Origin of the sequence: Pseudochrobactrum algeriensis (assembly GCF_018436245.1) — a bacterium.
GTDB classification, from domain to species: Bacteria; Pseudomonadota; Alphaproteobacteria; order Rhizobiales; family Rhizobiaceae; genus Pseudochrobactrum; species Pseudochrobactrum saccharolyticum.
This window is the reverse complement of record NZ_CP075361.1, coordinates 227,637-251,275: the sequence shown is the minus strand read 5'-3', so window position 1 is coordinate 251,275 and position 23,639 is coordinate 227,637. Positions and strand designations below refer to the sequence as shown.

Annotated in this window: 15 protein-coding genes and 1 tRNA gene; 7 read left to right on the top strand and 9 right to left on the bottom strand. The window is 52.6% G+C overall.

Annotated elements, in window-relative coordinates; all coding sequences use genetic code 11:
• Positions 1–11: 11 nt before the first annotated feature.
• A complete protein-coding gene (locus KHQ09_RS03275) occupies positions 12–680 on the bottom strand; it encodes a TetR family transcriptional regulator C-terminal domain-containing protein (protein WP_420801425.1) in 669 nt (222 codons plus the stop codon).
• A 353-nt stretch (positions 681–1,033) separates the two neighbouring features.
• Between KHQ09_RS03275 and KHQ09_RS03270 the strand changes: the two genes are divergently transcribed.
• Together KHQ09_RS03270 and hydA are read left to right on the top strand one after the other, a co-directional pair.
• The gene (locus tag KHQ09_RS03270) at positions 1,034–2,284 is read left to right on the top strand and encodes a Zn-dependent hydrolase (RefSeq protein ID WP_213596266.1); all 1,251 of its coding nucleotides are present in this window, start codon (positions 1,034–1,036) and stop codon (positions 2,282–2,284) included.
• Between the two features lie 94 nt (positions 2,285–2,378).
• Entirely contained in the window at positions 2,379–3,863 is a 1,485-nt protein-coding gene (hydA, locus tag KHQ09_RS03265) for a dihydropyrimidinase (protein WP_213596264.1), read from the top strand.
• A 75-nt stretch (positions 3,864–3,938) separates the two neighbouring features.
• Here hydA and KHQ09_RS03260 read toward each other — a convergent pair whose 3' ends face one another.
• The 4 genes from KHQ09_RS03260 to KHQ09_RS03245 form a co-directional block, all read right to left on the bottom strand.
• On the bottom strand, positions 3,939–7,148 hold the full coding sequence (locus KHQ09_RS03260; RefSeq protein WP_238481551.1) for an efflux RND transporter permease subunit: 3,210 nt from the start codon (positions 7,146–7,148) through the stop codon (positions 3,939–3,941).
• Positions 7,145–8,284, bottom strand: coding sequence for an efflux RND transporter periplasmic adaptor subunit (locus KHQ09_RS03255; protein ID WP_075654125.1), 1,140 nt, complete (start codon positions 8,282–8,284; stop codon positions 7,145–7,147). The genes KHQ09_RS03260 and KHQ09_RS03255 overlap by 4 nt, the downstream gene beginning before the upstream one ends.
• Positions 8,285–8,577: 293 nt before the next feature.
• Positions 8,578–9,495: a pseudouridine-5'-phosphate glycosidase gene (locus tag KHQ09_RS03250; RefSeq protein WP_022710762.1), complete on the bottom strand. Its 918-nt coding sequence runs from the start codon at positions 9,493–9,495 to the stop codon at positions 8,578–8,580.
• A 40-nt stretch (positions 9,496–9,535) separates the two neighbouring features.
• Positions 9,536–10,699 (bottom strand): PfkB family carbohydrate kinase, encoded by a 1,164-nt coding sequence (locus KHQ09_RS03245; RefSeq protein ID WP_225686081.1) that lies wholly within the window; start codon positions 10,697–10,699, stop codon positions 9,536–9,538.
• Positions 10,700–11,032: 333 nt separating this feature from the next.
• Here KHQ09_RS03245 and KHQ09_RS03240 point away from each other — a divergent pair, with 333 nt between their 5' ends.
• From KHQ09_RS03240 to KHQ09_RS03230, 3 genes are all read left to right on the top strand, one after another.
• Positions 11,033–12,730 (top strand): sensor histidine kinase, encoded by a 1,698-nt coding sequence (locus tag KHQ09_RS03240; RefSeq protein WP_213596262.1) that lies wholly within the window; start codon positions 11,033–11,035, stop codon positions 12,728–12,730.
• Positions 12,731–12,918: 188 nt separating this feature from the next.
• A tRNA-Arg gene (locus KHQ09_RS03235) sits at positions 12,919–12,995 on the top strand.
• Positions 12,996–13,245: 250 nt separating this feature from the next.
• Positions 13,246–15,108, top strand: coding sequence for a DUF1565 domain-containing protein (locus tag KHQ09_RS03230; RefSeq protein ID WP_213596260.1), 1,863 nt, complete (start codon positions 13,246–13,248; stop codon positions 15,106–15,108).
• A 24-nt stretch (positions 15,109–15,132) separates the two neighbouring features.
• Here the strand turns inward: KHQ09_RS03230 and KHQ09_RS03225 are convergent, their stop codons facing one another.
• Complete coding sequence (locus KHQ09_RS03225; RefSeq protein ID WP_213596258.1) at positions 15,133–15,852, bottom strand: MgtC/SapB family protein; 720 nt, start codon at positions 15,850–15,852, stop codon at positions 15,133–15,135.
• Positions 15,853–16,066: 214 nt separating this feature from the next.
• Here KHQ09_RS03225 and KHQ09_RS03220 point away from each other — a divergent pair, with 214 nt between their 5' ends.
• Entirely contained in the window at positions 16,067–17,020 is a 954-nt protein-coding gene (locus KHQ09_RS03220; RefSeq protein WP_213656858.1) for a VOC family protein, read from the top strand.
• A gap of 52 nt (positions 17,021–17,072) precedes the next feature.
• Here KHQ09_RS03220 and KHQ09_RS03215 read toward each other — a convergent pair whose 3' ends face one another.
• Positions 17,073–18,509: an aldehyde dehydrogenase family protein gene (locus KHQ09_RS03215; protein WP_213596257.1), complete on the bottom strand. Its 1,437-nt coding sequence runs from the start codon at positions 18,507–18,509 to the stop codon at positions 17,073–17,075.
• Between the two features lie 271 nt (positions 18,510–18,780).
• On the opposite strand from KHQ09_RS03215, the gene cueR reads away from it, so the two are divergent.
• Positions 18,781–19,236 (top strand): Cu(I)-responsive transcriptional regulator, encoded by a 456-nt coding sequence (gene cueR, locus KHQ09_RS03210; RefSeq protein ID WP_213596254.1) that lies wholly within the window; start codon positions 18,781–18,783, stop codon positions 19,234–19,236.
• A gap of 29 nt (positions 19,237–19,265) precedes the next feature.
• Here the strand turns inward: cueR and KHQ09_RS03205 are convergent, their stop codons facing one another.
• On the bottom strand, positions 19,266–21,293 hold the full coding sequence (locus tag KHQ09_RS03205; RefSeq protein ID WP_213596252.1) for a sensor histidine kinase: 2,028 nt from the start codon (positions 21,291–21,293) through the stop codon (positions 19,266–19,268).
• 160 nt (positions 21,294–21,453) lie between these two features.
• Entirely contained in the window at positions 21,454–23,547 is a 2,094-nt protein-coding gene (locus KHQ09_RS03200; RefSeq protein ID WP_238481550.1) for an LTA synthase family protein, read from the bottom strand.
• Positions 23,548–23,639: the final 92 nt, after the last annotated feature.

The window sequence follows — 23,639 nt, the reverse complement described above, 5'->3', positions numbered from 1 at the left end:
CTCCTCCCTGCTTAACGGGGCCGGATACCGTTGAGCAAAATGGCGCTGACCACCTGTACCGTTTTCTCACAGCAATCCGGCGCATCAAATTTTTCACCGAGCACAGCACGCAATTGCGTTTCAAAATCGGAATAATGCTGGGTCGTCGCCCAGATCGTGAAAATCAGATGATGCGGGTCGGTCTTTGCCAGCCTGCCCTCTTCCATCCATTGCCCGATCATGGCCGCTTTTTCATCCACCAGTTCGCGCATATCCTCTTGCAGGAAAGTGCCGATTGCCGGTGCACCATGCATAATCTCATTGGCGAACAGGCGCGAAGCCGCAGGATTGCGGAACGCCATCTCGATCTTGTTGCGGATATAAGAGCCAAGCTCCTCCAGCGGTTCGCCCTGCGGATCAATAGACTGCAGCGAAGCCAGCCATTCTTCCATCGTCTGTTGCAAAACGGTGTTGTAAATATCTTCCTTACGGCGGAAATAATACAGAAGATTAGGCTTCGACATACCGGATTTCAGCGCGATCTGGTCGATGGTGGAACCACGAAAACCATAGGTCGAAAACACATCCAGCGCGGCCTCAAGAATGAGCTTGCGGTTCATTTCCTGAATACGCGACAGGCTTTCAGGCTGTTCCTGCTGCATCACGGAAATGTCTTTAGCCGATTTAGATTTCCGTACCATGCTGCTCTTCCCCGCATTTTCATACTGCCTGCAAATATAATGCGTTACAGGCAAATTCGGCCACCGATATTCTCTTGTCCTGAACGGATTTTAGTGGATGATACAGCAGCCGGTTTCCAGCAACGGAAGCAAGCCGGTTTCATAAATACTCCGCAACAGAACGGAGCAGTAATCAACGTGTTTTTGGGGAAACAATCAAGGCTCTTTTTGTGCGGCCTCTGACAAGGCTGCGCTTATTACGCCAAAACGCATCATCTTTCACGATGCGCTGAATGAGGAGGAAATCCACATGCCGTCTCCCCGCGCCTTTATGAGCTTATCATGATTAATACAGACCGCATACGGAAACAGACATGAAAACGCATCTGAACAGCAATCTCAAAACCAATGCTGACCGCCTCTGGGACAGCCTGATGGATATGGCCAAAATCGGCCCCGGCATTTCAACGGGGAATAACCGTCAGACCCTGACCGATGAAGACCGTGAAGGCCGGCTGCTTTTTCAGAAATGGTGCGAAGATGCCGGTATGACTATGGGCATCGACACGATGGGCAATATGTTTGCCCGTCGCGAGGGCAGCGATCCGTCGCTGCCACCGGTGATGCTCGGCAGCCATCTGGATACACAGCCGACCGGCGGTAAATTTGACGGTGTGCTTGGTGTCCTTGGCGGGCTGGAAGTGGTGCGCACCCTCAATGATCTGGGCATTAAAACCCGCCATCCGATTGAGGTCGTGAACTGGACGAATGAAGAAGGCGCCCGTTTTGCTCCCGCCATGCTGGCTTCCGGTGTTTTCGCCGGTCTCTTTGATGAAGCATGGGCGAAATCCCGCACGGATGCGGAAGGTAAAACCGTTGGTGACGAGCTGAAACGCATCGGTTTTGAAGGTTCAATCCCGACCGCCAAGCGCCCGATCAAAGCCTATTACGAGCTGCATATTGAGCAAGGGCCTATTCTGGAAGATGAAGGTCTGGATATCGGTATTGTAACCCATGGTCAGGGGTTAAAATGGCTGCAAATTACGCTGACCGGCAAAGAAGCCCATACCGGATCAACACCGATGCGCAAACGTGTGAATGCGGGGCTTGGTATGGCGCGTATTACCGAGCGTGTGGATGAAATTGCATGGGAGCACGCACCGAATGGCGTGGGTGCCGTGGGCTATGCCCATATCAGCCCGAATTCCCGCAATATCATTCCGGGTACTGCTGTTTTTGTAGCCGACTTCCGTCATCCGGATAAAGACGAACTGGCCAAAATGGTTCAGAAACTGGAGAAATCCGTTGCGGAAATCTGTGAGAAAGTCGGCCTGACCTATCAGATTGAGGAAGTCGGCGCGTTTGATCCGGTTTCCTTTGATGAGACCTGCCTCTCGACCATCCGTCAGGCAACCGAGCGTCTCGGTCTGTCACACCGCAATATTATATCCGGTGCCGGCCATGATGCCTGCTGGATCAATCAGGTTGCACCGTCAGCCATGATTATGTGCCCTTGCGTTGATGGTCTGAGCCATAATGAGGCGGAAGACATCACCAAAGAATGGGCTGGTAACGGCGCTGATGTGCTGCTGCATGCAGCATTGGAGACCGCTGAAATCGTATAAATACCTGCTCCGGCATGAGTCATTTGTGCCGGAGCCCTTAACCTTTTCGATTAATCAGCATCTGTTCGCAAAAAACCATAAGGGGAAACGAACAATGTCATATTCCGGATCGCATATAGATAAGAAAACAACACTGATTAAAGGCGGTAAAATTGTTACCGCAGACCGCTCTTACGATGCAGATATTCTGATTGCAGACGGCAAAATTGCCGCTATCGGCCATGATTTGCAGGGCGACACAACAATTGATGCCTATGGCTGCCTGATTATGCCGGGGGGCATTGACCCCCACACCCATCTGGAAATGCCGTTCATGGGCACCCACAGTTCCGATGATTTTGACAGCGGCACCGCTGCGGCACTGGCAGGCGGAACCACAATGGTGGTGGATTTTGTACTACCCTCACCAGAGGGTAATTTGCTGGAAGCCTTGCAGGACTGGTTTCAGAAAGCAGGCAAAGCACGCACCGACTATTCGTTCCACATGGCTGTCACCGGCTGGAGTGAGCGCTGCTATAATGAAATGCCGGAAGTGGTGGCACGCGGCGTCAATACATTCAAACATTTCATGGCCTATAAAGGCGCATTGATGGTCAATGATGACGAGATGTTCGCCTCTTTCCGCCGCTGTGCGGAAATCGGTGCCATGCCGCTGGTGCATGCCGAGAACGGCGATATTGTTGCGCAATTACAGCAAAATCTGCTGGCAGCAGGCAATACAGGGCCTGAAGCGCACAGCTATTCCCGTCCGCCGGAAGTGGAAGGCGAAGCCACTAACCGTGCGATTATGATCGCCGATCAGGCAGGCGTGCCGCTTTATGTGGTGCATGTTTCCTGCGAACAGGCGCATGAAGCTATCCGCCGTGCGCGCCAGAAAGGCATGCGTGTTTATGGTGAACCGCTGATCCAGCATCTGACACTGGATGAAAGCGAATATCAGAATAAAAACTGGGACTATGCGGCACGGCGGGTGATGTCACCGCCGTTTCGCGACAAGATCAATCAGGACAGTCTCTGGGCAGGTTTGAGCGCAGGCAGCCTGCAATGTGTGGCCACCGACCATTGCGCTTTCACCACCGAACAAAAGCGCCACGGCGTTGGTAATTTCACCAAAATCCCGAATGGTACCGCAGGGCTGGAAGAACGTCTGCCGGTGCTCTGGACGACAGGTGTGCGTACCGGTCGCCTGACCGAGAATGAATTTGTCGCTGTTACCTCCACCAATGTAGCGAAAATTCTCAATATCTATCCGCGCAAAGGTGCGGTGCTGGAGGGTTCAGATGCTGATCTCATCATCTGGGATCCGAATGCAACCAAGACAATCTCGGCCAAAACGCAGCATTCGGCGATTGATTACAATGTTTTTGAAGGCATGAAAGTGACCGGCCTGCCACGTATGACCATCAGCGGCGGGCGCGTTGCCTATGCGCAGGGAAAAATTCTGGCAGAGCCGGGTGACGGGCGCTTCATTGAGCGCGCACCGAACACACCGCAGCAACAGGCTTTGTCGGTATGGAAAGAGGTAGTAGCACCACGCAAAGTGGAACGTGATCCCGCGCTGATGCCGATTGGCGTGTGAAATAAAGTATCCATCAACTATAAAACGGCGGGAACACCCGCCGTTTTTTATATACAGATGAGGTTCTGACCGGCTTTATTCCGGTTTCATCTCCAGCGTAGCCGCATGAGCCAGCTCGCGATCCAGACGTTTTTCTTCATCGCTTTTCGGCTTGGTGAAACGGCCAAGCAGCAGATAGGCAACCGGTGTCACATAGAGCGTGGCAATGGTTGCCAGTCCAAGACCGCCGACGATAATCCAGCCCAGCGCAATACGGGCTTCCGCACCGGCACCGGAGGCGATGACCAGCGGAATACCACCAAGCACCGCACAGATCATCGTCATACAAACCGGACGCAGGCGGATATTCGATGCTTCTTCCACCGCTTCACGCAAAGACAGGCCACGGTCGCGCAACTGATCGGCAAATTCCACGATCAGAATACCGTTCTTCGCCATGATCCCGACCAGCAAGACCAGCCCGATCTGGCTATACACATTCAGACTCGTGCCGGTGAGGATCAGCGCCACAATGGCACAGCCAAGCCCCAGCGGCACGGTCGCCATAACGATCAGCGCACTGACGAAGCTCTCAAACTGCGCGGCCAAAACCAGCAGAATAATCACTACCGCAAAGCCGAACACCAGAAACAGACCGGTTGAGGTTTCGCCTAAAGTTGCCGCTTCTGCCAGCGGCACCATTTGCACACCGGCAGGCAGCAATGGCGCGGCCAGTTCCTGTACGGTTTTATAAGCATCGCCCAGAGCAAAATCACTGCTCAGACCTGAAGTAATCGCAATGGAGCGCAGGCGTTGTTCACGCGCCAGCTGCGGCGGCACCGCAATTTCCCGTACCGAAGCAATGGTTGCCATCGAAACATAACGGCCGTCACCGGTACGCATGAAGACATTTTCCAGATCCGTAGGATCATTGATCGGATTGGACGTCGCCATCATCTTCACATCATAAGAACGGTCACCGATATAGACAGCGCCGATCCTGCGGCCATCGAGCACCGACTGCACCGCATTGGCGAGGCCGGTAATATCAATGCCGAGATCCGATGCCCGCTCGCGGTCAATCTGTACCGAGAGTTGCGGCTGCGTTGCGTCCACCGACAGGCGCGGCTGCTGGAAGCGCGGATCTTTCTCCATCTCGGCCAGCAAAGCGCGGGTCACCGGCTGGATCGTTGCATAATCATTGCCGACCAGCGTGAACTGCAAACCATTGCCGGCACCGCGAATACCGAGACTGTTTGGCTGCAGAGTAAATGCACGCACGCCGGTGATCGGACGCAGACGCTTATTAATATCGGCAACAATATCCTGCTGCTTACGGTCGCGCTCTGCCCAGTCGGCCAGTGTCAGCACCATAAAACCGTTATTGGACGCACCACCGGAACCGGCAATGGCATAGGAGTTTACAATCTCGCCATTATCGCGCAGCGGTTTGAGCGCCGTATCGATCTGCTCAAGCTGCGAACGCAGGAAATCAATACTGATGCCCTGCGGACCGGAAATACGCAGCATAACCGCAGAACGATCCTCATTCGGGGTCAGCTCCTGACGCAAAGTCGTATAGGCACTTAACGAGAAAAAGGCGAAGACCAGAGCAGCCGCAACCACAATCCACGGTGCATTGAGGCACCAGTGCAGACTGCGGCGATAGAATTGCGCCAAACCGGCACTGATACGATAGACTAGCCCGCGCGGTTTATCTGTTCCGGTTTCATGGGCGATGCTTTCCGCCGTCAGAAACCGCGAAGCCAGCATCGGACACAGTGTGAGCGCCACCACGGAGGACAGCAGCACGGCAATTGCCAGCACAAAACCGAATTCGCGGAACAAGCCACCGGCCTGTCCGGGCAGAAAGGAAATCGGCACAAACACCGCCACCAGTGTCAGTGTTGTGGCGATAACCGCAAAAAACACTTCTTTCGTGCCAAGCACCGCAGCCGCACGCGGCCCCAGCCCCATCGACCGGCGCCGGACAATATTTTCCAACACCACAATCGCGTCATCCACCACCAGACCGGTTGCCAGAACCAGCGCCAGCAGGGTTAGAATATTGATCGAAAATCCTGCCAGATAAATCGCCGCCACAGTACCGACCAGCGCCACCGGAATGGAAACCGTCGGGATCAGTGTCGCGCGGATATCGCGCAGGAACATATAAATAACAGCAATAACAATGAGGATCGCTGCGGTCAGCGCGATTTCCACTTCATGCATAGCACCACGGATGAAGTTCGCATCATCACTGGTCACCCGCATTGTCATGCCTTCCGGCAATGTCTTATTCAGGCGCTCAACTTCCGCACGAATACCGTCCGAAATATCCAAAGTGTTGGACTGTGCCTGACGGATAATGCCAAGGCCGATACTGTTACGGCCATTATTGAGCACTGCCGAGCTTTCAATATCCGGCCCCAGCGTGACATTGGCGACATCGCGGATGCGGGTCTGCCCTTTAATGATGATATTCTCGAAATCCTGCGGCGAGGAAACCGATGCTGTGGCGCGCACCACAATCGCCTGAGATGCACTGCGCAGCGATCCGGCGGGCTGATCCAGCGCCATAGAAGCCAGTGCCGAACTGACATCGGCAAAGGTCAGGCCATAACTGGCCAGACGTTTATGGTCGATATCAATACGGAAAATCTTGTCACGGTCACCATAGGTTTCCACATCGGCCACACCGGGAACAGCAGACAGCACATCGACAATCTGATCTTCCACAATCACCGTCATATCATCAACGCTGAGCGTTTCAGACGCAATTGCCAGACGCATGACCGCATCAGCATTGGAATCCGCCTTGATGATACGCGATGCATCGGCTTCTTCCGGCATCTGGTTGGCCACGCGCGAGATCGAGTCACGCATATCAGCAGCGGCGACATTGATGTCCACGCCGTCATTGAACTCAACCGTCACGCGGCTGCGGCCGAATGATGAGGTTGAAGAAATATTCTTCACACCGGAAACACGGGCAACTTCATTTTCCAGAACCTGCGTGACCTCACGGTCAACCGTTTCTGCAGATGCACCGTCAAAAGTGGTACTGATGGAAATCACCGGACGGTCAACATCCGGCAATTCGCGGATATCCACGCCGCTCAGAGCCGCAAGACCTGCGACCACAATCAGCACATTGAGCACGAAAGCAAAAACCGTACGACGGATAAACAATGCCGTAAAACCGCCGGTCTGCGGATTATGCCCGCCGCCTTTTTCTTCAGCGCCGGTTACATCCTCAGTCACCGTGTTTGTTTCAGCGGATGATTTGTCAGAATTCATCATCATCCTGCCTGTTTGCTGTTTGCCTGCGCTGTGGCCGGTTCTTTCGGGCTGGCGGTATTGCCCGCGCCCTTAATCGTCACATTGCCGCCTTCACGCACATTCTGCACACCTTCGGTGACAATCGTATCGCCCTCAGCCAGTGCACCATCAACCAGCACCGCATTGGCATTGCGCTGGATAATCCGCGCAGCTACACGCTCGGCCTTGCCGTCTTTGGTAATGCGCCAGACATAGGAACCGTCACCGTCCCACTGCACAGAAAGCGGATCAACCGCCAGATATTGATCACCGGGGAAAAGGATAGTCACGGTAAAAGACATACCGGCACGCAGCACATCGCTCGGATTGGTAATTTCCGCACGCACCCGCAAAGTTCGGCTGGCCGCGTCAATCATATTATCCATAGCGCTGACCTGCCCCTGAAAGCTTTTTCCTGGCAGAGCCGTCGGCATTGCTGTCACGGCCTGCCCCAACCGCAATTGGGGTGCAAACCGTTCCGGTACCCAGATATCAATCAGCAGTTTTGAACGATCATCAATCGTAGCAATCGTGGTGGAGGATGTTACATAATTCCCTGCGTCCACCGGCAGAATACCGACAATACCGGCAATCGGTGCTGTAACCGAACGGCGGCTGAGCGCCAGTTCTGCATCCTTCACAGCCAGTTTTGCATTGGCCAGAGCAAGCTCTGCCGCAACAACCTGTACCTGTGTCGCCGTGTTGGAAGCCCGCAAAGTTGCCATACGCTGTTGTGTGATTTCCGCGTCTTTCAGCAGCACCTGCGCTTTTTCAACGGCAATCTGTTCTGTTTCCGCATCCAGTTCGGCAATGACCTGATCTTTTTGGACAGTGGTGCCTGCACTCACCAGAAACCGGCGAATAGTTCCGCTTGAATAAGGCGAAACCGCGACCGTATTGAGCGCAACGCCGCTGCCGATGGCACTCAGCTTGTCATTGACGACCTGCTTCTGGGCTGGCTTTACAACCACCAAAGGCGCGTTGCGCGCGCCACTCTGCCCTGCTGCCGGTGCGCCGCCGGTGGCCTGTGTCGCGGAACGTTCAGTATTATACCAGCTCCAGCCCCCGAAGGCGGCGGCAGCCACGACCAAACAAACCGTAATTTGTTTCCAGTTTTTCATTATCTTCCGATCTTGCCGCAACCTGAGTTAATTGCCTGCACAGACAGGCTCGCTGCATTCTGCTCTTAAAATGCGTAATCTGCGGTCTCAGGTCTAATTAAATTTCTGTAATCCTGTTGCGGCAAAGTGCCGGAAAGCCCGTAAAACCGGTATCCGGCTCTGTTTAAACCACGTCTCACGCTCTGAGATGAGCCGATATGGTTAATAAGGCCTTACCATGACATAGGTCTGACAAAGCAAAACGGGCGGAAACACGATGTTTCCGCCCGCTGAACTCAATAGGATACTGTCTTTTATACGATAGCTTTATAGGCAACGGCCATACGGGCTGCCAGTTTGGCATTGTTCAGTACCAGCGCAATATTGGCTTTCAGGCTGCGGCCTTCCGACAATTCATTGATGCGCGCCAGCAGGAACGGTGTCACATCTTTACCGCCAACGCCCTGATCGGCAGCTTCCTTAACAGCGGCTTCAATCGTGCCGTTAATGAATTCCGGTGTCAGTGCATCTTCTTCAGGGATCGGATTGGCAATCAGAATACCGGTGCCGGAACCAAGCGCATGATGCAGAGCCATCGCTTTCGCAATCTCTTCCGCGCTGTTCAGGCGGTGATCGGCTTTACAACCGCTTGAGCGGGTGAAGAATGCCGGAAAATCATCGCTGCCATGCGCAATAATCGGCACGCGCTGGGTTTCCAGATATTCAAGCGTTTTCGGAATATCGAGAATGGATTTCACACCCGCGCAAACCACAGTGGTGTTGGTCATGCCCAGTTCGTTCAGGTCGGCGGAAATATCGAAGCTGTCTTCCGCACCGCGATGCACGCCGCCAACGCCGCCGGTGGCGAAGATTTCAATACCGGCCAGCGCAGCAATACGCATGGTTGCGGAAACAGTAGTACCGGCAGTCAGTCCCTGCACCATATCAGCAGCCAGATCGCGGCTCGATGTTTTCACCGCATCGGTGGTCTGTGCAAGCTGTTCCAGTTGGGCATCACCGAGGCCGACATGGATTTCACCTTTGAGCACAGCAATGGTTGCCGGTGTCGCACCGTTTTCACGGATCACAGCTTCAACCTTACGCGCCATTTCCAAATTCTGCGGGAAAGGCATGCCATGGGTGATGATCGTGGATTCAAGAGCAACAACAGGTGCGCCTTTATCGAGAGCGGCGCGGACTTCATCGCTGAAATGCATAGTCAAACGGGTCATAGCTGGAGCAGCCTTTCTGAGGGAGTTTAATGGAGATAAATCAGTCGCGAATACGATGAAGGTTCGCTTCGAGAAAATGTGCAGACAAATCCGGATGGACACTTGCGTCGCTTTCGGTTGTCAGCGTGGCCAGCAAAGTACCGGTGCGCACTGCATCGGGCAGTTCCTTCCGGTCAAGCAGACAATAAAGCGTGCCGGAAATCAGCGCATCGCCTGCACCGGTAATATCCACCGGCTGCGCTGGCACACTGGCAATATGCCGGATGCCGCTTTCATCGCCAATATGAACACCGCCAGCACCCATGGTCATGACGATTTTGGCAACGCCGCGCGCATGTAAGGCATTGATCGCCTGCTCGGCTGTCAGGCGTGGTGTACCCGCAGGGTGACGCAACAGGCTATGCGCCTCATCCAGATTGAGAAACAGCAGATCAACACCACTGAGATCCTGCGGCAAACGCAGTGCTTTTGGTGCGGAAACCGTATCAACAGCCAAACGGAAACGGCTGCCGGTTTTCTTCGCCAGCAAGGTTTCCAATGTTGCCTGCGGCAGATTGCAATCGGCAAAAACCCAGTCAGCCGAAGCCAGATGCGGCCAGACAGTTTCCAGTGTTTCAGGCTTGAACAGGTCGAAAATGCCCATATCGGCAATGCCGAGTGCCAGCTCATTATCCGGCCCAAGAATGGCAGCATATTCAGCAGTCGGCGCTTCATTGGTCACAATCGCACGGCTGACATCGACACCAAGCAGACGCAGATGATCAAGAATAGCGCGCCCGGTTTCATCATCGCCAAGAATAGAAACAAAGCCGATATTCACGCCGAGCCGCGCCAGATTTTCCGTGACATTACGGGCAACACCGCCATGGCTGCGATAACCGCTGACCGGATTGGATGTCTCGCTGATGAGCGGGGCATGGGCATGATATTTACGATCAAAGACCGCGCCGCCAATACAGACGATGCGTTTATTCTCCGGCAGATAATAGCCACGCCCGAGAACAAAACCCTTCTGGGTCAGCTGCACAATATGAGCGGCAACCGTAGAACGCGCCAGTTTCAGCGCATCAGCAATCTGCTGCTGACCGACAAACGGATTAGCGACAATCATCTCCAGAACAGCACGTTCCTGCGCGGAGAGATCTTGCAGATTTTGCGCACCGGCTTTTGCTGACTGGTTCACATCCTGATCGCCCTGCACCATTGCCATTCTCCGTTTCAATCGTCCTGATGAGAGCCATATAGCAGAGCAATTTCAGATAATCAAACAAATGTTAAAATAAAAACTTTTGTTTTGGCATTCTTCAGGGATAACTCCCTCATCACCGCACGATAAATAAACAGCACACGAAAATTTGAAATTTTGGCTTAAAGCGCCTATATTACAAACTTGCAGGATTTTAGCCTTTGTGGGGACAGGCTTGCGGTCAGGCATATTTATGCAACTGTACAATCCGTGACCCGGGCGATCGCCTGTTTTGGTCCGTGGGTGGAGACGGGGGACAGGAACAACCTGTCAGCCTGACGGATGGGTGAAATGACCTTTATGAAAAGCAAGGATTTTCAAAGGCCTGCTGACAAAGCCTCTGCAGAATCAGAAAAGAAGCGCGCCGAGGAATTACAGGCGCGCAGCCGTGAGCAAGCTGATCTGACTGCGGAAGGCAGCGACGCGACATCCGGCACCCAAACATCCCTCTCCGCGATTGCCGCCAATGCACCTTTAAGCACAAGTATCCCGCCGGTCTTCACCAATACCGGATCGGATTTTACTGCGAACGATCCCGATGACCTGCATATTCCGCTGCGTCACCGCCTTTCCAGTAAATTACTTTTGATGACAATTCTGGCCGTGCTGATTGCCGAAGTTATCATTCTCGCGCCGTCACTGGCGAATATGCGCAATCAATGGCTGAATGCCAAACATACAATGATTGCCACTTCCAGCCTGTTATTGCTCGATGCGAATCCGGACACGACGCTGGAATTGCAGATTCAGGATCAGTTACTGCGCTCCACAGGCGCACAATCCATTACAGTCACCCGTAATGGCAGCAGCCGTGTTCTTGCCGCCTCACCGGAGGCAGTGCAGGTCGATGAATATATTGATCTGACAACAGCAACGCCACTGAGTGATTTCTGGGGCGCTCTGCTCACCCTGATCAGCGGCGGCAATAAGACAATGCAGGTGTCAGGCCCGCCCGATTACAGCGGCACCACGGTTGAATTTGTGATGAGCGATAATGCCCTGCATAACAGGCTGATCAAAAACTCCCGTATTATTGCTGCCATATCGCTGCTGATTTCGCTGATCGCGGCCGCGCTGATTTATTTCATCATTCACCGTTTGCTGCTGCGCCCTGTCGGCCATATGTATGAGAATATGTTTGCTTTCGGGCAGAAACCGGATGATCCGACGCTGATTATTGACGGCTCCTGCCGCAAAGATGAACTTGGCTATGCCCAGAACAGGCTAGCGCAGATGCAGACACATCTGCAGCATTTGTTTCAGGAGCGTAAACATCTGGCCGATCTCGGTCTGGCCGTCTCCAAGATCAATCACGACATGCGCAATATTCTGGCCTCAGCACAGCTGATGTCGGACAGTCTTGCCGATACCAATGATCCGGTTGTGCAACGCTTCTCACCGAAGCTCATCCGCACGCTGAACCGCGCCATCACCTATTCCGAGACTGTGATCGCTTACGGCCGCACACAGGAAGCCGTGCCGGTTCGCCAGCAACGCCTGTTGCGTCCGCTGATCCATGAAGTGGAAGATATGCTGGTGCTTCCATCCGATGTGCAGATTGCTTTCCGCAATATGGTTCCCGTCGATTTTGAAGCCTATATCGACAAAGAACAAATGCTGCGGGTGCTGAATAATCTCTGCCGCAATGCGGTACAGGCAATGGGCACCTATCACCGGCAGCCGGAAACCGAAAAATGCCTGACCATCAGCGCGTGGCGCATAGGCAATACCTGTTATATTGCCGTGGCGGATACCGGTCCCGGCCTGCCTAAGAAAGCACGGGACAATCTTTTCACCGCTTTTCGCGGGTCAACACGCAGCGACGGCACCGGATTGGGGCTGGTTATTGCTCAGGAACTGGTTCGTGCCCATGGCGGCACCATAGAATTGCGTGACGATTACAAAGACGGTGCATTATTTGAGATTCGTATCCCTGATATGCCCATCTATCCGCCACCGTTTCAGCGCTCACAACGCAATATGGTTTAATTATTTCAACGCTCTGCGCGAAAAGCGCCTTCAGGAAAGCCACGCAATCGCGTGGTTTTCTTATATTTATCCCCAGCCTTCAAAAAAAATACAAATTTCTGAAAGTTTTTCATCATAAGCCCTTGCAATGCCAAACAGAACCCTTTAGAGAGCGCTTACCGCACCGAAACGGAGCGGTTCTAGGGCAAGCACCCGTAGCTCAGCTGGATAGAGCACCAGACTACGAATCTGGGGGTCAGAGGTTCGAATCCTTTCGGGTGCGCCACTCCTTCTCAAAATTGAGAAGTTGACTTTCTGAAGATCAGAAAAACTCCTGTCACATTTGATAGTTTCATGCGTTATACACTGTGCTTATTACAAGCACATAGAGTTCACATGCGCATCTCCGGACCACTCACTCGAATCACCTTGACGCGTGTTGTTTCCTCTGTTGAATATCAAAAATATTTCTCCGCCCTGCTCGCATTCGCAACAATAAATATTCGTTACAATGTGATTCTCAGGAGATGCGCTTTTTGTTTATTTTGAAAAATACGAAATCAGCGATCTCAAATCATAAATATGTGGCTGCAGGCCTGCTCTTCGCTTTTTCAGCGACAATCATCCTGCAAAATACACCGGCAGCCACTGCCGGCACTTCACCGGACTGCAGGCCGATGCAAGCACTGCAAAAACAGCAGTTTCAGGCAGCAGACACGCCAGCATCTGAGAATAACACCATCTGGATGGTTGACGGAGTAAAAGGCGGCGCACCCGCAATCGGAACCATAACAAATTCCGGCCTGTATACCGCTCCCGCCAATATGGACGAATCTGTCAATGTCACCATTTCCGCCGTCTCTGTGGCAGATGAAACGGAAATTGCTAATTTCCAGATCTGTAATGTTGCCTATGGCCGTACCGGAACAATTTATTATGTCGCGACCACAGGCGCTGACAGCAATTCAGGCAGCTATTCTGCCCCATGGCGCAGCATTCAGCATGCTGTCGATCAGGCACAGGCCGGTGATACAATCACGGTCCGCGGCGGTATCTATAATGAGACAGTGACATTCAACAAATCAGGTTCTGCGGAGAGTGGTTTTATCACACTCACCCGATATGCCGGTGAAAAGCCAATTATCGACGGTAGCGGGTTGATCACAGAGCCCTATGGCATGCGCGGCCTCATCAGCCTCAACAGCGCCAGCTATATACGCATTAAAGGGTTTGAAATCCGCAACTATAAATCCGGCACGGAATTCATTGCCATTGGCGTTCTTGCTCAGGGCACCGGAAAATATATTGAGATCAGAGACAATATTATTCACGGCATTGAGGCGAATAATCTGCCTGCAAACGGCAATGCAAATGCTTTGGGCATTGCTGTTTACGGACAGCAGCCAGTACCGATACAGAATGTCATCGTGGACGGTAATGAGTTGTATAATCTGAAAACCGGAACCAGTGAATCCCTGACCATTGGCGGCAATGTCGACGGCTGGCAGGTCACCAATAATCTGGTACACGACAATAATTTTATAGGCATTGATGCGACCGGCTATTACGGCAACAACCGTGCGGACTATAACCGCGCCAGAAACGGCTGGATTGCAGATAACACGGTGTATAATCTTTCAACCAACGGCAATCAGGCACTGACCTTTGCGGCTGCGGCCATAGGCATCTATGTCGATGGCGGGCGGGATATTACCGTTGAGCGCAATAATATTTACGCCAATGATGGCGGTATATGGCTTCTGAGTGAGCAGCGCGGCAAGGTGACTGAAAATATTATAGCACGCAACAATATCATCAGCTTCAATCAGGATGCCGGTATCCTCGCAGGCGGATATGATGCGACTCAGTCGGGCGGTGCCGCTCACATCTCGATCACAAACAATACTCTGTATCAGAATAATAACCGTGACATTTCAGGCATCAATTCCGGTGAGTTTCAGCTCGGTCACAATGTCAGCAATATAAGTTTCAGCAATAATATTCTCTTTGCCGGAACAAAGGGTTATGCAATCACCAGCTTTATCCCTTCAGTGCCGGACACAGTGAAGCTTGCCAGTAATTTATATTACACAACATCCGGCAGCAGCTTTACACGCTGGTTTTGGAACAATAAAAATTACTACAATGACAGCACATCTCCCAATAATTTCAGCGCATTCACAGCCGTCAGCGGTGATACAGGCAGCATTATAGGCAATCCTGCCTTCATCAATGCCAGTGCTTCAGATTTTCGCCTCGCTGCGGGTTCTCCGGGCAGAAACAATGGCCGGTTTAATGCAGCAACAGGATTCCCTGCCACGGGCATCAAGGATTTTGCGATGAACCCGCGCATCACCGGCTCATTGATCGACAGAGGCGCCTATGAGCATGTTGAATAAAACAACGCAAAAAACATAGTCCGGCTAATAATCCTTATCCCCGTCATCGGCAGCAACATAGCGCCAGCGTACAGATGTCACCAATGGCTCAAGACTCAGCCGCCCAATAATCTGCTCCAGCAGCGGATCCTGATTATTATCGGCACGAAACAATGCATTGACCTCAACGCGATTGCTGTCTTCAATATTCGTGCTTTCCAGATCCTGAATATGCAGAACAGTACCTAGATCACGCAGCAACAGCCCCCGCACATGCGCTTCAGCATCGCCCATACAGACAATACTGACAGCATAGCGGGTGCCGAACTCACCACCGCTGGCGGGTTGCCGGTCAATCAGATGTACCAGCGGCCGCAAAAATAAATTGACGCTGATGATAAATAAGGCGGCAATCGCTGCATGGAGATAAAAACCCGCGCCGCACATAACACCGACTGCCGCCGAGCACCATAAAGTCGCGGCGGTATTCAGCCCGCGAACATTAAAACCTTCCTTGAAAATGATACCTGCACCCAGAAAGCCGATACCGGAAACGATCTGTGCTGCCACGCGCGTCGGGCTGGTATCACCGTCAACCAGCGAGGCAAAAAGCACGAAAGTAGCGGCGCCAAGCGCCACAAGCGTATTGGTGCGCAGCCCTGCAAGCCGCTGACGCCATTGCCGCTCAAAACCAATCATACCGCCGAGTATAAACGCGGCCGTGAGACTGGCGAATGTATGCAGAAGGCTTTCAACAGAACTCATAATCTCTCTCGTTTTTCCTTCTGATAACAGTGGCGTATCTCAGCTATATGAAGGGATCCGCATAGCTGCGTGTATACAGCATCAGCAGCAGAACCCTCTTCACCCGCAAGACGCAGTGTCCTGACTTTGTCCCTGTTTCCGGCAAGACAGCGCCCTATATGGAAGATCAACAAGCCGGATCATTCCAATCTGCAAACCGGCATAGGAGGATATGATGTCACCCAACCTGACAGGTATTCATCACCTGACTGCGATCACCGCACAGGCGAAAGAAAACAAGAAATTCTACACTGATCTTCTCGGGATGCGACTGGTCAAGAAAACCGTCAATCAGGATGATACCAGTGCCTATCATCTGTTTTATGCCGATGGTCAGGCCTCCCCCGGTTCTGATCTCACTTTCTTCGACTGGCCGACTGCACCGGAAAAACGCGGCACACATTCCATCAGCCGCACTGGTCTGCGTGTCTCCGGTCAGGACTCGCTGGAATATTGGCGTAAGCGCCTGAGCGATGCGCATGTTCAGGCTGGTGATATTCAGCTCATCGACGGACGTGCCTCTCTGGATTTTGAGGATTTCGAAGGTCAGCGTTTCCGTTTGCTGGATGACGGTAAAACCGGTGAATCGCATCCTTGGGAGAAAAGCCCTGTTGCCGCAGATCATCAGATCCGCGGCCTCGGCCCGATCACGATCAGTGTGCCGGATCTGAAATATACGGAGCCTTTTCTCATCAAGCTGATGAATATGCGTAAAACCCGCGACTATGCCTCACCGGATGGTCAGGGTCATGTTCATGTTTATGAAATGGGTGAAGGCGGGCCAGCGGCTGAACTGCATGTAGCTGTGCAGCCTGATCTGCCTGCCGCGCAACAAGGTGCAGGTGCTGCCCATCACGTCGCGTTCCGCACACCGGACGAAGCCGGCATGCAGGAATGGCTGCGTGTGCTGAATGACCACAAGATCCGCTCTTCCGGCGAGATCGACCGGTTTTATTTCCGCTCGCTCTATTTCCGCGAAGGCAATGGTGTGCTGTTTGAAATCGCTACAGACGGGCCTGGCTTTGCAAGCGATGAGCCAATGGAAAGTCTGGGAGAGAGCCTCTCTCTGCCACCGTTCCTTGAAAGCCGCCGCGCTGCGATTGAACGCAATCTTAAAGCGCTGGACTAAACAAAAAAGCGGAGAGGTTTCCCTCTCCGCTTTTTATTTCTCGCCCGTTATATCAGCCTGCCAGCGTATAGGCGGTTTTGACGGTGGTATAGAATTCCGCCGCGTAGCGCCCCTGCTCACGCGAACCGTAGCTGGAGCCTTTGCGGCCGCCGAAAGGCACGTGGAAATCCACGCCTGCGGTCGGCAGATTGACCATCACCATGCCTGCATCGGAATTGCGTTTGAAATGCGTGGCATATTTCAGGCTGGTTGTTGCAATGCCGGAAGACAGGCCAAAAGCCGTATCATTGGCCGTTGCAAGCGCTTCCTCATAGGATTTAACGCGGATGACGCTGGCCACAGGGCCGAAGATTTCCTCGCGGGAAATACGCATCTGGTTTGTCGCCTCTGTGAACAAGGCCGGACGCAAATAGAAACCCGGTGTGCTGCGTTCCAGCTGCTCACCGCCAAAGGCAAGTTTTGCGCCTTCCTGTGTACCAAGTGCAATATAATCCAAGTCTTGCTTCAGCTGACTGTCGTCTACCACAGGACCAATATGCGTGCCGGATTTCAGCGCATCATCAATCACCAGCGTCTTCATGCGGGCAACCAGTGCATCAACAAAACGGTCATGAATACCGTCCTGCACAATCAGGCGGGAAGACGCGGTGCAACGCTGACCGGTCGAGAAGAAAGACGAATTGAGCGCTGCTTCAACGGCCACATCGAGATCGGCATCATCCAGAATAACAAACGGATTTTTACCACCCATTTCCAGCTGGAATTTGCGGTTATGCACGATCGAAGCCGCAGCAACACGCTGGCCGGTGCCGGTGGAACCGGTGAATGTCAGGGCATGCACATCAGCGCTGTCGAGAATGGCCTGACCAACAACCGAGCCCTTGCCCATCACCAGATTGAGAACGCCTTTTGGCAGGCCCGCACGGTGCAGAATATCAACGATTGCATGGGCGCAGCCCGGTACCAGATCAGCCGGTTTGAACACCACGGTGTTCCCGTAGCAAAGGGCCGGTGCAATCTTCCATGCCGGAATAGCAATCGGGAAATTCCACGGTGTGATAATACCGACCACACCAACCGGTTCACGAGTGATTTCCACGCCGATATTCGGGCGCACGGATGGCAGAACTTCACCAGCAAGGCGCAGGGCTTCATTAGCAAAGAAGTCGAAAATCTGCGCGGCACGCATAGTTTCGCCAATAGCTTCCGGCAGCGTTTTCCCCTCTTCGCGTGCCAGCAAGCGACCGAGTTCTTCTTTGCGCGCCAGAATTTCATCAGAAGTTTTGCGCAAGATTGCATGGCGCTCCATAATACCGGAGCGTGACCAGCTTGGAAAAGCTGCTTTGGCGGCTGCAATCGCGCTCAGTGCATCGGCCTGCGTTGCACGGGCATATTCACCCACCACATCATTGGTATCAGACGGGCTGATATTCGGGATAGCCTCGCCGCCAACCCATTCGCCGTTGATCAGATTCTTATGCAATGTCATATTCTGCAAACTCCCCTTTGCGAATAGCCGGTCACTCGTTCCGCCAGCACCATGCCATATATGATGCATCAAACTAATATCATTTAAAGCATTGTGACTATGGTTCAGGCCTCATAAAGCGATGCTCATTCGGAATGATCCTGATATATCAGTATCTACAGGAAAAATGGACAGCTGTCATCACCTAATATTTTTATCTCCGCACAGCATCTTTGATAAACCCCTGCGCACCCTATATAAATGGCAAGACAAGAAACGGAGCGGAGCAATCATGATTATCGGCGAAGCAGAAAAAGCATCCGGCATTTCAGCCAAGATGATCCGCTATTATGAATCCATCGGCCTGATTGATGCGGCTGACCGCACGGCCTCCGGCTATCGTGTCTATTCCGACCGTGATGTGCAAAATCTGCGCTTCATCCGTCAGTGCCGCGATCTCGGCCTGTCGCTGGAACGGATTAAATTACTGCTCAATCTCTGGCGTAATGATCAGCGCGCATCTTCCGAAGTGAAGCAGATTGCGCTGGCGCATGTGGCTGAACTGGAAACCAAAATCGCTGATATGCGCTCTATGGCCGATACATTGCAGAAGCTGGCAGACCGCTGCCATGGCGATAATGATCCGGATTGCGCAATCATCAATGCTTTGTCGCTGCAAAATCAGATGACGCTCAATAAGAAAACCGGCAGTTTAAAAAGCAGCGCCAGGAAACAGCACCCGCATTGATCTTTTCCTGACCACTCTGCGTTTTTGTTTTATGCACTCTTTTCTGAAGGCATATCAGGCAATGGCAGCTCAATCACAAAAACAAGGCCGTTTTTGTCCCATATTTCCTTAAACGAACCGCGCATCTGCACATCAATACTGAGCTGTTTGAGACGGGAGCCAAAACCACGCTGTGACGGCTCCTGCATAATTTGCGGCCCGCCGGTCTCCCGCCATTCAATCCGCATAAAATCCTCATATGCGGATAGTTCGATACGGACATGTCCCTGCGGCACTGACAGCGCTCCGTGTTTGACAGAATTGGTCATCAATTCATGAAACACCAGACTCATCGGCGTGACATGGGCTACGGGGCATAAAAGTGCATCGCCTTCTATGGAAATGCGCTCCAAATCAGAAAAGACATAAGGCTGCGTAAGGCGGGTCAGCAATTCATTCAGTGAGATCGTGCTATGCTGCCCCGTAACAGCGGGTGTTTTCTGATAGGTCAGCTCAAATGCACCGGCCAGCGCTGTCATGCGCTCCCGCATCTGACCGACATAATCCTGCACATCCGTTTTGCCCCGTGCGGAAAGGCTCATTAAGCTGATAATCACCGCGAACATATTTTTCAGCCGGTGGTTCAGCTCCTGCGCTACCACTTCCCGCTGCTCCAGCGCCAGTTGTTCAGCGGTCACATTCACAATCAGCCCGAGAACCGAAGGTTTGCCGATATCCGTATAAATACGCCTGCCGATACCCGTCACCCAGACCGGATGCGGTTGTTCCGTATCGCGGATGCGGAAAGTCTCGCGGACAATATCGCCTGATGTCAGCGCGTTGCTCAAAGCCGTTTCAACGCGCAGTTTATCTTCCTCATGGACGAGAGGCATAAAATCCGTAACAAAATTGATTTTACGTCTGTCCTTAAATGCCAGCATGTGGCTGGCACGGCCATCAAGGCTTACTTCGGCATCTTCTGGGTTATACTCCCAGACACCGATATTACCGGCATCCAGCGCCATTTGCAGGCGCAATTGCGCTTCCAGAAGTTTCAGCTCTTTCGCACGGTTGCGTTTATCGGCCTGTATCAGTGCCTCACTAACAACATCCAGCTCGCTAATGCCCGAACCCAACGGCTTTATCGCCTGCACATCCCCCACAGCCATAGCCTGTGCGGCCAATTTTCTGACCGGCTTCGAAATCCGGCGTCCGAAGAACCCTGCCAGCAAGGCACTCAGCAATAATGTGCCCAGTAACAGGATGATAAAATAGGCAAAAGCCACCCAAACCGGCCAGTTCAGCTCCGAGCGGTTAACACCGATCGCAATGCGCCAGTCGCTCAGCGGCGAACGGATATAATAACCGGCCACCTGATTGCCATCGAGAATCTGTCCGCGCCAGCGCCCCTGCTTATCTGTGGCTTCCGCACGCAATTTATCCGGTATCAGCTGTCCCGTATAATCATTGCTGTTATTATTGCGCGCCAGAACCTGATCATTCTGATCCACCACAACCGCAATCCAGTTTTTGGATATACCGCTCAAATTCAAAAGATCGGTAATGCGCTGTGCTTCCATGCTCAGCGCCAGAAAATAATTGATTTTCCCGTCAACAAAAACCGGACGAACCACCGTAAAACAAAAAGGTGTATTCTCATGAGCACGCCGCACACCGGTGACATAGGGTTTGCCTGCCGCTTTGGCAGCCGCAAGATCTGTTTTTGTCAGCAGCGGCAGATCACCGACCCGTGCAGGATCCGAGGCAACCAGCAGTTTCGCCTCAGGATCATAGACCGTAATATTGATGTTTAATTCCTGCGCCATATCATGCAGGGTCGTCTGGAGAATATCAAAACGGCCATTCTTCAGAATATTGGAATAGCTGATAATTTCAGCTGCGCGCTGAAGGCCGTAGACCTCACGGTCAATTGTAACCGCGAGGGATTGGGTAACATCAAAAGCCTGATTTTCAATATGGCTTCTTTCCTGTAAAACCAGAAGCCATAGAAAAAAGCCGACCAATATAATCAGAGGAAGCAACAGAGCGAGCGCAAATAGCGTGAGATGTCGCTTCAAATCTGCCTCTCCCTGATCGGTTCAGTGCAGATGCCGGTCATTTTACGGGAAAACCCGTTCTGATGACGGTCAAACAAAGAACGATAGTCGCAATCTTTGACCAAACATAAAAAAATTATTTCATCATAGCAAGTCAGTAAAAAAGCAGGCGCTCAATCCGCTAATATTGCGAAGTAACCTGTTTTTTATTGTTCTCACCGGTCGTGGCATAAATACCGGCACTGATAAACGGAAACATCTTTTCTTTGGAATAGCTGTTTCCGAACATCATATCATACTGAACCTGACGGTAATCCTGCAAAATCTGCGGCATTACCGGTTGCTGCATCCATCCGGCATGGGGTGTGTAATCTTTATCCAGCAGCAGATGGCCATCAATCACGCTATATTCCTGATGCACTTTGCTCAAAAATCCGGTGTAGTAAGGATGCTGGAGACCGGCCATTTCCAGAACATAAAGCGGCAGGAAAGACGGGCTGATTGTGCCGACACCGCGCAAACTGTCTGTACGGCTTGACCACAATACCAGCGGGGTTTCATGCTGCGCCAGCATATGATCGGCCGTATCCACGCGGCTGGCCGTACGGTTCTTCATATAGCCGCTCTCAACATAGACATCGCCGAGCGGCGGCAGATGATCGCCGAAGAAAACAATAATTGTTTCCCGCTCGCGCTTCTTCGCCCAAGCCATCAGCCGTCCGAGATTGATATCCGCATCCTGTGCGCCCTGTGCAAAAGACCGCACAGACCCTTTGGATGCCTCACTCACAGCGCTGTCAGCATTGGTAACAACTTTGATCTGACTGTCCGGATAGCGGCTTGGCGCATAAGGACCATGTCCCTGCAGAGATACACCGAACAGGAAGAGCGGTTTTTCCGCCTCTTCAGCCGAGCGGATAATCTCGCTGGTGAATTCTTCATCGGAAGCCAGATGGCCTTTTTTCATCAGCTCCGGCAGATTTTCTTCGGACAGAAATTTATCAAAGCCGAAATTTTCATAGACAGAGCCACGGTTCCAGAACCACTGGCGATAGGGATGCAGCGCGCGGGTTTCATAACCCTGCTCGCTGAAGAATGAAGCCAGCGAAGGCACAGGTCTGCGCACATATTGCTGATAAGGAATGCTGCCATAAGGCAAAAAGGCATTCGAAAAACCGGTCAGCGCTTCAAATTCAACATTTGCGGTCATGCCGCCGAATTCCGGCGAAAACACATGGCCGGACTGATTGGCACGCACATTTTTAATCGGATCTTCATCAAAGGCCACACCCGGAAGACGGGATGGATCCCAGAAAGATTCGCTCATAATAACAATAACATCTGGCTTTTCGTCATTGCGTGCGGCAACCGGAACAATGGTATTGCCGTGGGCAGAAGATGAGCCGCCCAGCAGACCGCTGTCATCATCTGCAGGGAATAAATATTCCGCAATACTGGCAATCCGCTCCTGCGAATAGCCGTTCGGCGCAGAAACATTGGCCATGGGAATATTGAAAATAAACGCCACAACCAAACCGTTATGGGCATAATTTTCCTTCTGATCCCACATCATCGGCACAATGCCCATGCGGTCGCGGATATAGGAGAAGCTGGAATAATCGGAAATACTGCCGAACCAGATCAGAGCCGGTATGGCCACAGCAAGACGCGCTGCACGCGCAGTCCAGCTCAGACGCGGCACAGAGCGACGGAAAAAGCGCCAGCAAAAATACAAAGCCGCAAGAGCCGCCATCGAAGCGAGCACGATCAGCGCCGCATCCAGCGGCCTGTCACGCACCAGCAATGGCATCAGATCAACAACCTGACGGGTATAAAGCAGATCACTCGGATAGAGCGGATCGCCGAGATACATGCCCTTTTGCCGGCTGAACCATGCAAGCCCAAGCAAAACCGGCGCAACAATCAAAACACCCTGCCACAAACGCCCCAGCAGGCTGTCCAGCAAAAACAGTGTGAGGAAAACAAGAGCCAATGTCGTCCAGAGCGGGCGATGTGTCAGCGTAAAATACTGCTTCCATGATGCAGCGGAACCGCGCATCAGCCACTCGGTCAGCATCACGACAGATAGGGTGAGGAACAGCGTTCCGGCTGTGGCAATCAATGCGCGCCAGAACCAGTGCCTGCGGGCAAAATATGCACAGAACCGGCCATTGCGCCGCGCGCCCTTCCACTTATCCCCGTGATTCAGCGCGCTGTCAGAGTAAGGGACAGCATGCGGTGCATGATGAGGGACCGGCGTCGCAAGATTGCTCAATGGGCAGCTTCCAAAATAACAGGAACTTTCCGGTTCCTGCAGCGTTACACGATGCGTCTGCCTGTTTGTCTCTGCCGGTAATTTTACCGGTC

Excerpts from the sequence above, each read along its gene's own strand:
- KHQ09_RS03245 (WP_225686081.1), bottom strand. The coding sequence starts at position 10,699 with ATGGTGCAGGGCGATCAGGATGTGAACCAGTCAGCAAAAGCCGGTGCG.
- hydA (WP_213596264.1), top strand. The coding sequence starts at position 2,379 with ATGTCATATTCCGGATCGCATATAGATAAGAAAACAACACTGATTAAA.
- KHQ09_RS03215 (WP_213596257.1), bottom strand. The coding sequence starts at position 18,509 with ATGACATTGCATAAGAATCTGATCAACGGCGAATGGGTTGGCGGCGAG.
- KHQ09_RS03250 (WP_022710762.1), bottom strand. The coding sequence starts at position 9,495 with ATGACCCGTTTGACTATGCATTTCAGCGATGAAGTCCGCGCCGCTCTC.
- KHQ09_RS03240 (WP_213596262.1), top strand. The coding sequence starts at position 11,033 with ATGACCTTTATGAAAAGCAAGGATTTTCAAAGGCCTGCTGACAAAGCC.
- KHQ09_RS03220 (WP_213656858.1), top strand. The coding sequence starts at position 16,067 with ATGTCACCCAACCTGACAGGTATTCATCACCTGACTGCGATCACCGCA.
- KHQ09_RS03255 (WP_075654125.1), bottom strand. The coding sequence starts at position 8,284 with ATGAAAAACTGGAAACAAATTACGGTTTGTTTGGTCGTGGCTGCCGCC.
- cueR (WP_213596254.1), top strand. The coding sequence starts at position 18,781 with ATGATTATCGGCGAAGCAGAAAAAGCATCCGGCATTTCAGCCAAGATG.
- KHQ09_RS03260 (WP_238481551.1), bottom strand. The coding sequence starts at position 7,148 with ATGATGATGAATTCTGACAAATCATCCGCTGAAACAAACACGGTGACT.
- KHQ09_RS03270 (WP_213596266.1), top strand. The coding sequence starts at position 1,034 with ATGAAAACGCATCTGAACAGCAATCTCAAAACCAATGCTGACCGCCTC.
- KHQ09_RS03275 (WP_420801425.1), bottom strand. The coding sequence starts at position 680 with ATGGTACGGAAATCTAAATCGGCTAAAGACATTTCCGTGATGCAGCAG.
- KHQ09_RS03225 (WP_213596258.1), bottom strand. The coding sequence starts at position 15,852 with ATGAGTTCTGTTGAAAGCCTTCTGCATACATTCGCCAGTCTCACGGCC.